This window comes from Alistipes sp. 56_sp_Nov_56_25 (genome assembly GCF_001915285.1).
GTDB lineage: Bacteria > Bacteroidota > Bacteroidia > Bacteroidales > Rikenellaceae > Alistipes > Alistipes shahii.
Genome location: NZ_MNQF01000062.1, coordinates 208,550 through 220,711 on the forward strand (window position 1 = coordinate 208,550; position 12,162 = coordinate 220,711).

A 12,162-nucleotide genomic window follows, 5' to 3' on the forward strand; every position below is an offset into this window, starting at 1 on the left:
GGTGTCGTGTTATGCTCTTTCGGGCCGGGAAAGGCCGTTGTCTGACGAGGGGGATGCGTGGTCGGAAGATTCGTTCTCCGGAACTTCGGTCGCGTTTTCAGGTGGCAGCTCGCGGGGGTCCGCTCGAAACGCAGTTGCGGGCAGGCCTCCGCAGGGCGGAGCTGCGGCCTGCCGATTCGCCTCGGGCGCATCGAAAATCTTCCGGCCATGACTGGGGGCGGGCCGGTTTTGCGGCCGTCCGAACATCCTTTCGGCATTGGCCGTCGTCGCTTCCGCGACCTCTTCCGGGGTCAGTCCCTTGATTTGGGCGACTTTTTCGCAGACGTAACGCACCCAGGCCGATTCGTTGCGCTCGCCCCGGTGAGGCGCGGGCGTCAGATAGGGACAGTCGGTTTCGAGCACGAGGTCCCGCAGCTCCATTTCGCCCGCGACCTCGGCCAGCCTGCTCTTTTTAAAGGTCACTACGCCGCCGATTCCGAAAACGAAATCGCCGCACTCCTTCAGTTTGCGATAGGTTTCGATTCCGTCGGAATAGGCGTGGAAAACGCCCCGGACGCCCCGGCCGCGGTATTCGCGCATGATGGCGACGGTTTCGGGCCAGGCGTCGCGCGTATGCACGGCGATCGGCAGTCCGTATTGCAGCGAAAGGTCGATCTGGCGGCGGAAGGCTTCGGCCTGCTCTTCCCGGAAGTCGCGGCTCCAGTAGAGGTCCAGCCCGATTTCGCCCACGGCGCAGAACCCCGCGATTCCCTCGGGCGGCGTCCGGAGGTAACTTTCGACCAGAGCGAGTTCGTCGCGCCAGCGGGGATTGTCGTTCACCGACGTGGGGTGCAGGCCCATCATCGGGATGCATCGCTGCGGGTGGTGGCGGCAAAGCCCGAACAGCCGTTCGTGGCTTTCGGAGTCGATGGCCGGGAGCAGCAGCTGCCCGACCCCTTCGGCCGCGGCGCGCGCCAAAGCCTCTTCGCGGTCGCGGTCGAACGCTTCGTCGTAAAGGTGTGAATGCGTATCTGTCAGTTTCATAGCTTCATATATCGGTTTCCGGGCAGCTGGCGCACGGCTCCTGCCAGCTCCAGACCCACGAGCAGCGTCGCCAGCTCGCCGGGATTCAGCCCCGTCAGCTCGCCGAGCACCTCGACCGAAAGGGGGTCGTCCGTGCGGAAACAGCCCAGCAATCCCGCTTCGTCGGGTGTCAGTTCCGGTGTCGGGGGTTTTGCGCGCAGCGTTGCGGGATTCTCCCCGAGGTCCCACATCAGTTCGCGGATCACGTCGTCGGCTGTCAGCACCAATTGCGCTTTGCGGTTGCGGATCAGGTGGTTCGTCCCGGCCGACGCCCGGTCGGTGATGCGTCCCGGCACGGCCATCACCGTGCGGTCGTAGGAGTCGGCGCAGTGGGCCGTGAAAAGCGAACCGCCGCTGTCGGGCGACTCGACAACGATACACCCCGCGCTCAATCCTGCGATGATGCGGTTCCGCGCCAGGTAGAAGTTGCCGTTCTGTTTCGATTGCGAATGCAGTTCCGTGACCAGCGCACCCCCGCGGGCGAGTATGTCGCGCGCCACGTCCGTATGCTGGGCGGGCGTCACCCCGGGCAGGGGGTTGGCCACCACGGCGACGGTCGGTACGCCTGCTGCAAGCGCAGCGCGATGCGCCGCAACGTCGATGCCGAACGCCAGCCCGCTGACCACCGAAAGCCCCGGAACGCGCTCTGCGAGTCCTCCGACCAGCCGGTTGCAGGCCGTCTGTCCGTAAGGGGTCGCCTCGCGTGTTCCGACGATGGAGATACAACGTGCCGAGAGGGCTTCGACGCAGCCCTTTATGTATATTACGTGGGGATAATCGGGGATTTCGCGCAGCAGCGCCGGGTATTCCGGGTCGGTGGAGGCGACGGCCGCAATGTCGTTGCGGCGACAGTGGGCGAGTTCCTTTTCGGCGGCCGGAAATCCCTTCCGGCGGACGATCTGCTGCGCCGTGTCGGGACGCAGGTCGGCTTTGGCGACGAGTTCATCGGCGGTGGCGGCGAAAATGCTCCGCGCATCGCCGAACAGCTCCAGCAGATGCACGGCTCCTTTTATACCGATGCCCGGAGTCATCTGAAGGGCAATATCTTCGATGGTCATAGCCGCGAATGAAAAATCGTTTTTGCAGATGATAAAGGTAGCGGTTTTTGGGAAATAACGGGAATTTATTCGGGAAATAATGCAAAGTTGGGCAGAAGTTTTGCAAAAATCAGAATTGTTCGTATATTTGCACTCCCGATGCGCTTGGAAATTAGTTCCGAACGCTCCCCGGGCCGGAGAGGGGCCGTTTTTCGGTTTGAGTTCCGGTTGTGTGAAAGGGAGCGGAGAGAGCTGATAGGGTTAGGTTGGTGTAGAGAGGGCGCAGCGGGAAAGATGATGGTCTGATGGCCGAGTGGCTAGGCAAAGGTCTGCAAAACCTTGTACAGCGGTTCGAATCCGCTTCAGACCTCACAGAGACCGCGTTGCAGATGTCTGCAACGCGGTTTTCTTTTTGTTTTGTCATACATTTGTCATACGGCTGTACGGCATATCTTCAAGGTCCTTGATTTGGTCGCTCATTGATAGTGCTGATTTGTTTTTTGATTGATAAAATATTTGGCCTTCTTGATACGTAAGTTATTTTGGAGAATTGTTTGGGTGCGTAGATACTTTATCCTAAGCGGTCTTTTTTATTGTTAGCTTTATTAAATTCTTTTGCTGAGAAGTTTTTTTCGGGTGATACTCATGGCTGACTATAAATTTAGGCGATGTTCCTTTGTTATGAGGCGGTGTTTTAGTTGAGAAATACCGATATACTGATTGTGGGGTATATGTAAAAATTCACTTATAATTTAATTTTTCTGCAAATTTTAGTATCAAATCTCTAAAAAGGTATTATCTTTGCATATCCAAAATGCACTTATAAGTGAAGAAATCGCTGGAGATCAGACGCCTAGATATCTATGATGCTGTCGGGGTCTATACTATTCAGTTTTTAGATAAAGCAGAAACTGAATTTATGGACTTTATGTCTAAATATAAAGATATCGCAGACCCTATACTTAAAGAAGATTTCAATCGTATAATAGCGATCTTGAGAAAAATAATTGCCAAAGGGGCCTCCGAACGGCTTTTTAGAACATGTGAAAGTAAAATCAATGATAGGGTTGTTGCAATTCCACTAGATATAAGGAGAAGAAAAAAAGGTAGTGGAACATTACGATTATATTGCTTGCGGATATCGGATGAAGTTCTAATCCTTGGTAATGGAGGTATAAAATACGGCAATGCATATAACGATAATGAAGAACTGAATACTTATGTCTCCGATTTAGCAAAATTAGACCATGTTATAACAAAATTTACGGGGCAAGGTAAAATAAAGATTATCGATAAGACCGTTATATTGAAGGATAAACTTATTATAGAAATTTAATATAAAAAGCATATAGCTATGAAGACAGAAAAATTATTTAATGAATGTTTGGCAAATGTCCCAAACGATATTACGATAGAAATAGATCTGTCTTTTGATATTGCCAATAAGATAGATAAGATATTATCTGATAGAAAAATATCACAGAAGGATTTTGCTGCTATGATAGGTAAAAAAGAATCTGAGATATCAAAATGGTTAAAAGGTGCTCATAATTTTACCTTAAGAACTATTGCGAAGATCTCAGCTGTCTTAGAAGAACCTATTATTGAAGTTGCCGGGGAGCATAAAACTAACAATGAATATGTTTTTATTAATTTGATAGATTCATCTCCGAAGACTAATATATCTAATAGATCAAAATCGATTTCCATACGAGATAATTCAGATTATACTCCAGTATTGTGGAATAATTTTTCGTTCTGCACAGCGAATAATGATATGATAAACTAGAATATGAGACAAGATAATAAAATACAGGTTCGTTTGGTTTCCGTTTCTGAAGTCAAGTTTATGTTAAACTTGGATGAGGCTTTATTGGCAAAATCAGAACCGAATGGACCTAATATTGGTTTTGCGCACGCAATTTCGGTAAATAAAGAGGAGAGTATGATTACTCTTATTTTTGGTGTGCAATATGCTGTAGAGAAAACGCCTCTTCTGGAATGTCGCTATGCGTTTACGTTTAATGTAAATCCTATAGACGCTGTTGTAAAGATTGAAAAAGATAAGATAGAGATTAAAGAATTAATGCCTCATTTTATTAATGTTGCAATTGGAACTATGCGAGGCATTATCGTTGCTAAAACTGCAGGTACCTCGTTGGCAAAATACCCGTTGCCAATGCTTGATGCACAAGCTGTATTACACAGTATGATGGCCAACATGCAGAAACGGGAGCAATAGTTCAATTCTGTACAAAATATTAATCATGAATATCTGTTATCTATTTATTAGATGGCAGATATTTTTGTATATGGCTATATTATGTTGAAGTTCATTATTGTTGAGTGTTAAGATAGGAATATAACTAAAAAGTCTTTTTAGCGTTTTATGTTATATGACTGTGTTATATAGTCCAATAGCTTTATTCGCATGTCGATTAATGCCTACATAGGTTAGCGAAGCATCCTCGTAACGCTTGAACTTATAGATAGCATCATTCATCAGCGCCGAATTGAAGACGTCGAGCGACACAAGCAGCTCGAAATCCGAGATCGACAGCCCCGTTACTTTCTTGAACAATCCGGGTTCCAGTTGCGTGATGACATCATAGAGGCTCCGCTCGCGGAAATCCGTCAGGTACATGAATATCGGTACGCGCGTAGCAAATTTGATCAGTTTCTCCTGAATCTGCTTCCGCAGGCTCTTGTACTCCTTCTCCTCCTCGGTCAGTTCCCGTTTCTTCTGCGGGGTCATTGCCTCGTCCGGGGTCTCCTTTCGCGCCTTCTTGACCGCCTCCGATTTGTTGATGATTGTCTCGATGTCCTGATTCAGGTTGCGAAATCCCTCGATGCGCGTCAGCGCAGCCATTGCCTCGGCATTCCCCATCAATCGCCGCAGCGTTGCATTGTCGACATTGACCAGCAGGGCGCTCTCCCAGCGACGGGCCAGCAGAGTCGCCGTCGTTCCGCTCATGGCAATGTCGAGAATCCCGGCGGCATCGATCTGCTTCATCGAACTGCCGTCGTAGGCCAGCACCGGAAGGAACGAGATAAACTCCTCGACCTTGCGTTCGGGATTATTCTCCTCGACATTCAGCCGGCAGCTGTAATCCGCAATTTGCCGCAATGCCCGGTTGGGAGCAAAGTCGAATACGTAACACTCCTGTTTCAGAATATCCACCCGGTTGGGCGAAACGCCGTCGGCATTGCATACCGTCCAGGGCGTCTGCACGCGAAAGGCCGCCTGGAAGTAGGTTTCGGGGCTTGATGAGTTGCGCAGCATGAAGATACCCGACCAGGGCTTCACCGATACACCCGTCGTCAGTTTGCCGCACGATAGCGTGATGGTCTTCGTCTCCAACGGATTGCCCATGGCCTTCAGCACGGGAGCCAGCGCATCGACTCCGATTCCGGCACTGCTTCCTGCAGCGACCACCACCCGATAATCCTGATAGAAACGGTTCTGACGCTCGGCAAGCAGATTCCGCATGGCATAACACGACGCCACCGACGGCAGGAACCAGAATGTGTGTGTCAACACCGAGAGCAGCGGGGCGTGGGAGAAGGGCATCGGAGGCCGTGAATGCCCCAGCTTCAAGTCGGAAACAATATTTTCGACATAGGCGCCGCGAATCAGGTCCAGCCACTTCTGCACCTCGTTTTTGAAGACGAACCGGGCGTCGTCGCCGTTACCTTCGGCCCGAAAGAAGAGATTGAGGTCGAATTCGTCGAACTCGCCGTCGATGGCAACCTGCCGCAATTCGTCGGGCAGTTGATAGGTCATCATCACCATGCGCGGCAGGGCGGCGTAGGGGTTTGGCCCGTCGGCATCGTTCCACGACGCCTTGGCGCGTTGCTCGTCCGAATAGGTCCAGTTGTAAACCTGCTCCTCGATGAACTCTCCCGAACTGATGGCCCGAAACGGTGTTCCCGACAGATAGAGATAGGCTCCCGTGGTGATGGGCATCGCCTCCTCGTCAAACCAGTCGCGGCCTTCCCCTTCGGCAAAGGCCTGTTCGCGGCGGTCTTCGTTCTCGAAGAGATCCTTGGCATGGTCGCGCCAGGCACCGTAGTGATATTCGTCGAGAATCACACAATCCCAGTTGATGGCATGTACCCACTCGTTCTTTAACTTGATGCCGCCCGACTTGCTGCGTCCGAGAAAATCCTGAAACGACCCGAAGCAGACGATCGGACGGTTGTGGTCGGCCGTCTCGTAGTTCAGTTCCGAATTGCGCGACAGGAACTGCCACCCTTCGAAATCGACATGCGTGCGCAAATCCTCTTCCCAGGCACTCTGCACGGCGGGTTTGAAGGTCAGGACCAGCAGCCGTTTCCACCCCATGCGGCGTGCCAGCTGGTAGGCTGCGAAGGTCTTGCCGAAGCGCATCTTGCAGTTCCAGAGGAAATGCGGCGTGCGGTTGTTGTCGGCACGGCAGGCACGGAAATATTCGCAGGTCTTCTCCACGGCAGCCTCCTGCTCGGGGCGCATGGCAAAATGCTCCGTGCGTTGGAATTCGGCTTCACGCCGCTCCCGCACGGAGCGTACCGCCGCCCGGACCTCGCGAACCGTACAACGGAACCACTCTCCCTCGGGATTCTCCACTCCCATTCGACGCAGCACGCGGTGTACCTCGTGGTCGGTAAACGAGGTGCCGTCGCCACGCATGGCCGACTCCTCGAAGACAATGCGGTAGGGGCGCGCTCCGGGCCGCAGCGTTGGATATTGCTGTGCCACGCGATGCTGCACATCGACGGAGGTGTATCCGACCTTCAGCAGCCCACGGTATTGCGGGTGGGTATCTTCGTAGGCATAGATGGTCGGATGCGCTGCCGGGCGGGAGGGGAAAAAGAACATCTCTTAATTGTCTTTAATGAAAAGATCTCTTAATGGTTTGAGAGCTTCCTTTTGTTTATCTAGGATAATATCAATGTTTATATTTTGTACAATATTTTCAGCATCGTACCCTTTTGAGTATACTTTTCCTTTTTTCTCGAATAGATTACTTATTTTCATATACGCATCTTTACCTGTTAGTTTTTTAGGTATATCTTTTATTTTTAGATATCTACATAGACCGGATAGGTCTGATAATAACCAATCTTCAATACAAGTCTTTACCGGAATTTGTATCACTTTCCCTTTCCCAACTATTCCTTGCATCTCTTTTTTTAAATTAGGCCAGTTGATAGGAGGGTTTGCTTGAAATTCGAAAACATCTGTATCATAACTACAAAACACAAATTTTAAGGAGCCTTTATTTTTTCGAATATGCTTTAAATAATAATTACGAAGGCGCCCTTTAGCTTTTGAGGTATATTTACTGACGCCTTTTAAGTTGTCAATATGACAAATTATGTTTGACTCATAATTTGCTAATTCTTTATAACGAGCAATTATCTTCTTAAATAGGACTTCGTCCGTATCGCCCTCAACGAATAAAATGATATGTTCAGCCATTATTCAAAATATTTAGAGACCACATCATCAGATTGATCATGAATATCTGCAAGCATATCAAAAATAAAATCACCTAAAGACATATCGTACGACGATGCTTCTTTTAATAAAGAATTAATTTTTGAATGCTTTACTCTCTTGAATATTGCTAAATTTTCATCATTCGGAATGCCTATATAAAGAGTTTCGGGCTTCAAATATTGTAGTAAATACGGAGAATGACTTGTTAGTAATATTTGAGTATCGTTAGCAAGTCTCCTAATCGTAATTAATAATCGTTGAAACAAAGAAGGATGAATTGAATTTTCAAGTTCTTCAATCATCATTAAGGGAACATTGTTATGAGCAGCAGCTATCGTCATCAAGAGTAAATAAAATATTCTTTTTGTTCCTGATGATAGTTTTTCAATAGTTATTTGCTGATTTAGGCTTTTTTCTTGTACTCTAATATCATATATGTATTCCGGAAAATCAAATGGAATATCTTTATTCCCTTTAAATTTTGCAACTTGTTTCTTTAGATCTACTTTGATTGGTTCAAAGTCTATTATGTCAGGAATTAACTGTTTAATTGCATCTTGTAATAAATTGTATTTATGAGAATCTGAATTTTTCAGATTGTACATAAAATTCGCACATGTGCTAAAATCAGGAATAGTATCTATCCCATCCGTAAAGGAAGTATGTCCATTTATGACCTCGATGGTTCTAAAAAATGTTTTGGGATCAGCTAATGCATTTGTTTCGACAATCTTTATATTTAATATTTCTTTTAGAATGCCAATATAGAACAAATTGTCATAATTGCTCAATTTGTTTAAAGCCAGTTGATTAGGATCGATATCTAATTTTGAAGAACAACGTCCGGCTTCAGAAGATAAATAAAAGCAACTGCTATCATTTCTACGAATATACGATTTGGGCTTTAAATCTTCTGTACTTTTAATCTTAAGGTATTCGGCTTTAATGGAAGAGGTTTGTTTTTTTTGAGGCCAAGAGAAACTATAGCCATATGTAACAATTCTTTTTACTCCTTGATTGTTAAACTCAATCTCAAATTCAAACAAAAAATCTTTACCCGCAGTCGCATTATTTATAGGAATATAATTTAAGCTGCGATTCATCCTATTCTTTTTTTCCGAAGCTTCTGCAATAAGATACCTGAAGCCAAAAGAGATTGCCTCTAGAATATTACTTTTCCCAAAATTATTATAGGCCAATAGCGCACATATATTAGACAGCGACAGACTTACTTTATCAATGTTAGCAAATCCTTCAATTGTAATTTTTGATATTTTCATAGTTAAGTTATATTATTGTATGGTTACTAAACAACGCAAATATAACTCACAATAAATAGAAATGCAAATTTATATATCGTATTTATTGTAATATGGATGAAAAATGTCCTCATTTGACATTAATACGATAATAATAGTTGCGTATTACATTGTGCGAATCGTTGTTTTAATATATAAAAACTCCTCGTCGGTGATCCCATATTTGGCATAGAGCTTTTCATCCGTCCATGACTGGGAAAAGTCCTGTATAGGAACCAGCCGATAGGCCTCTTTGGTAATGTGGTGCGAGTACATGCACTGGGCAACCAGAAACCGAAAGAACAGCGTTCTCATATAGGCAACCAGATTCGTTGCCTCCTGCTCCGTGTCGAAGCTGCCCACGACCAGATAGGTCTCCGTGCAAATGGTCCCCGGCGGAAGAATGTCTATTTTGGAAAAGACCCGACGTTTTCCATCCTTGCCCGGATTGCCGGCATGGTCATAGCCGACATAGGAGGTGATTACCTTCCATTTGTCAATCAACTCCCGGCCGACGGTAATCTCATCGCGGCGATAGGGCCCCTCTCCGTTTTGCCACCTCAGAAGAATGTCTCCGGATTCCTGAGGCCGCACAAATGTACGCAATCCAAATGGCTTACTGCTCGATACCATATTGGACATCATGGGCTCTCCGAATGCGCAGACTTTTCTGACAATGGATGCAGCCCGGTCGTGACGGATGAAGGTGTCGAACTCGTTCAGCGCACGGACGGAGTGCCTCGTTTCGTTGTTCCGGATGTTGACGACATCGCACAGCCCGGGGTTATCCCGGTCCCACAGAAAATAACAGACTCCGCCGGCTATATCGACCCCGGGGAAACAGTCGGAGGCATTTTCATAGTCCACGAGAACCCGGATGTGGTTGTCGTTTAACATCTCCCGGCGGAAGTCGTCCAGCCCTTTTCCGCCTCCGAACCACCGGGAGGGGATAATCATGGTCAAATAACGAGGTTTGAGTTTCTGCGCCTGCCGAACGAACCTGTGATAAAGCGGACTTGCGCTGGCACCGTTTCCGCCATCGCTCAACTGATACGGCGGGTTGCCTATAATGACATCGAATTTCATATCGGAGAATATGGTTTCGGGATTCTCGGTGTGGATAAATTCGTAGGCGTGGCTTTCAAGCGTGTCGTCTCGGTCGTATACCTCCCGGCTCGCCCCGCAATAGCGGCATCGGCCGTTCTGCCAGGTGTGTTCCGTAGACCGGAAGCGGATATTTCCATCCGCATCGTGAAAGGCCGTGCAAACAGAATAGGGCCCGTTCGCCTGTTTGCTGCAATAGACCGAACGGCGCGACAGAAGGGCCGTCAGTTCGGTAATGGCCAAGCCGAACAACTGTCGGGTGAAGATGTGGTCGGCTCGCTGCTGCCGATCGGGAATCCGCTCGCACAACCCCACCATTAACCGTTTGGCAATCTCGCGCAGGAAGACTCCCGTTTTGCTTACGGGGTCAAGGAACCGCGCATCGGGATTGCGCCACAACTCCGCAGGCAGTAGATCGAGCATGCGGTTGACAACGACCGGAGGGGTGAACACCTCGTCGTTGCTCAGATTGGCCAGGCAGGTCAGCACATCGGGGTTATAGTTCTTCATCGGCTCCGAGTTTGAGGTAGTGGACAAGTGGATATTCGGCTACGGGGGTCGGGATAAAGGCGGCATCTCCGAGGTCGGAGAAGAGGTTGGGGCCCTCCATCGGCTGGCTTTGCAGCAGGTTGGCCAGCATGAAATCGCGGCGTTTGAACCGCCCGCCGCCAATGTCCGACCACTCGGCAAAGACAATCGGCCGCGCCGAATCGTCCGGGGTTTGGAGGGTCAGGGCATCACCCCAAAGAATGTTGGTCGCAAGCAGATAGCGCACCGCACGGCAGCAGGCGGGCTTCATGGTCCTCGGGAAGAGAGTCTGGTATGCCGTCAGGAACGTATCGTAGAGATGATTGCGGCAGAGCGTCACGTTGTCTGCCAGAATGTCGATTCCGTAGAGACTCGATACGGCAATCGCGGCATGGCGTTCCCATTCGGATTGCGTCGCGGCATAACGGGACGACACGACGGCGAGTTTGCGACGCAGGATCTCGATCAGAAAAGCGCCCTGTCCGCAGGCGGGTTCGAGAAAACGGGATTCGATGCGCTCGGTCTCGTTCTTCACGAGGTCGCACATCGCCTTGACCTCACGCTCTGCGGTGAAGACCTCGCCGTGGTCGGCCACGCGCTGACGCGAGATGATTTGCGGTGTATGAGATTTGGTGGAGGGCATAGGCTTGAAAGCTTCGCCCCGACCCTCCGCTAAGCGACATAAAGAAGGCGTGAAACCATTCGTTGTCGCTTATTTGACTTTGCAGGCTCTGGTAAACCTATGTACACAAATAAGCACGAACGGTCCACGCCCATGGACGTGAACCTCCGCTGCTTACTCTCGTGTACTTCAAAAAATTTACCAGATTTCGCAAAGTCGAGAATAAGAGCTAAAAGCTCAATTAGTTATATGTTGATATTGTCTTTTTCTCTTGTCGTTATTCTATTTCTTGGTTTTACGGATTCAAAGATAGGAAAAATCCCGGGATTTATTTCATCCGGGGGTTAGATTCGGTCCTCGATTTACCGCTTGATGGTGTGTCGCCGGATGACGGGACGTTCGGGGCGGACGGGGTAGCCCAAGCGGGTCATGAGCTCCACATACCGTTGGCGGAACCAGGCGTGTGCGGGTTGTCGGTCGATGAGCAGCTGGAAGCCTCCGGGGCCGTTCGGGTCGCGTTGCAGGCGGATTTCGGTATTCGCGACGTCGAAGCGTCGCGAATACTCCCGGGCATGGAGTTCACCGGAGACGTAGATGGGCTTCATGGCGATAATCTCGCGGGCGTCCGACTCCGGGATTCCCATGTCGCGGCAGTATTCGCCCCAGTTGATAAGGGTCTGCGTGTCGGGCAGCCAGTGTTCGATGCGGTCGAGCTTCGCCTGCAGTTGCTGTTCAGCCTGCTCATGCCGGACCTTCTCCTCGCGGTTGGCGCGGTTCAGCGTCCCGATCTGTTCGTGCAGGGCGGCGTTCTCCGCGTTGAGACGGTCGATCTCCTGCTGTTGCCGCTTGATACGCGAGGTGCCGATCATCGCCCCGATCCCCTCGACGATATTCGACCCGACCTCCGCCGCGGCGTTTTTTAACCTGGCTCCCTTCAGCTCGCCCTTCACACTCTTCAGCTCGGCCTCGGTGCGGTTCAGTTCGGCGCTCTTCTGCGCCTGGAGCGTGGCGGTCTGTTCGTATTCGGTG

Annotated in this window: 9 protein-coding genes, 1 tRNA gene and 2 pseudogenes; 4 read left to right on the forward strand and 8 right to left on the reverse strand. The window is 49.5% G+C overall.

Translation table 11 applies throughout. The annotated features are described in order from the left end of the window. Positions 1 to 240: 240 nt before the first annotated feature. A pseudogene (locus BHV64_RS10675) lies at positions 241 to 1,023 on the reverse strand (TatD family hydrolase); the annotation flags it as partial. Then, positions 1,020 to 2,120 (reverse strand): DNA-processing protein DprA, encoded by a 1,101-nt coding sequence (gene dprA / locus BHV64_RS10680; RefSeq protein ID WP_288115895.1) that lies wholly within the window; start codon positions 2,118 to 2,120, stop codon positions 1,020 to 1,022. The pseudogene BHV64_RS10675 and the gene dprA, both read right to left, overlap by 4 nt. Positions 2,121 to 2,398: 278 nt before the next feature. On the opposite strand from dprA, the gene BHV64_RS10685 reads away from it, so the two are divergent. The 4 genes from BHV64_RS10685 to BHV64_RS10700 all read left to right on the forward strand — a co-directional run bounded on the left by BHV64_RS10685 (position 2,399) and on the right by BHV64_RS10700 (position 4,341). Then, positions 2,399 to 2,469 (forward strand) — tRNA-Cys (locus tag BHV64_RS10685). A 456-nt stretch (positions 2,470 to 2,925) separates the two neighbouring features. Next, positions 2,926 to 3,435, forward strand: coding sequence for a hypothetical protein (locus tag BHV64_RS10690; RefSeq protein WP_195559101.1), 510 nt, complete (start codon positions 2,926 to 2,928; stop codon positions 3,433 to 3,435). Positions 3,436 to 3,453: 18 nt separating this feature from the next. Continuing rightward, positions 3,454 to 3,888, forward strand: coding sequence for a helix-turn-helix domain-containing protein (locus BHV64_RS10695; protein WP_217726949.1), 435 nt, complete (start codon positions 3,454 to 3,456; stop codon positions 3,886 to 3,888). 3 nt (positions 3,889 to 3,891) lie between these two features. Then, entirely contained in the window at positions 3,892 to 4,341 is a 450-nt protein-coding gene (locus tag BHV64_RS10700) for a hypothetical protein (RefSeq protein WP_195559103.1), read from the forward strand. Between the two features lie 150 nt (positions 4,342 to 4,491). Here the strand turns inward: BHV64_RS10700 and BHV64_RS10705 are convergent, their stop codons facing one another. From BHV64_RS10705 to BHV64_RS10730, 6 genes and pseudogenes are all read right to left on the reverse strand, one after another. Next, positions 4,492 to 6,957, reverse strand: coding sequence for a GIY-YIG nuclease family protein (locus BHV64_RS10705; protein ID WP_195559104.1), 2,466 nt, complete (start codon positions 6,955 to 6,957; stop codon positions 4,492 to 4,494). A 3-nt stretch (positions 6,958 to 6,960) separates the two neighbouring features. Next, entirely contained in the window at positions 6,961 to 7,560 is a 600-nt protein-coding gene (locus tag BHV64_RS10710) for a hypothetical protein (protein ID WP_195559105.1), read from the reverse strand. After that, positions 7,560 to 8,861: an AAA family ATPase gene (locus BHV64_RS10715; RefSeq protein WP_195559106.1), complete on the reverse strand. Its 1,302-nt coding sequence runs from the start codon at positions 8,859 to 8,861 to the stop codon at positions 7,560 to 7,562. The genes BHV64_RS10710 and BHV64_RS10715 overlap by 1 nt, the downstream gene beginning before the upstream one ends. A gap of 144 nt (positions 8,862 to 9,005) precedes the next feature. Beyond that, complete coding sequence (locus BHV64_RS10720) at positions 9,006 to 10,493, reverse strand: Eco57I restriction-modification methylase domain-containing protein (RefSeq protein WP_195559107.1); 1,488 nt, start codon at positions 10,491 to 10,493, stop codon at positions 9,006 to 9,008. Further along, positions 10,480 to 11,154 carry an SAM-dependent DNA methyltransferase gene (locus BHV64_RS10725; protein WP_195559108.1) on the reverse strand — a complete coding sequence of 225 codons (675 nt, stop codon included), beginning with the start codon at positions 11,152 to 11,154 and terminating at the stop codon, positions 10,480 to 10,482. Before BHV64_RS10725 ends, BHV64_RS10720 begins: the two co-directional genes overlap by 14 nt. Before the next feature lie 341 nt (positions 11,155 to 11,495). After that, positions 11,496 to 12,162: pseudogene (locus BHV64_RS10730) on the reverse strand (MobV family relaxase); the annotation flags it as partial.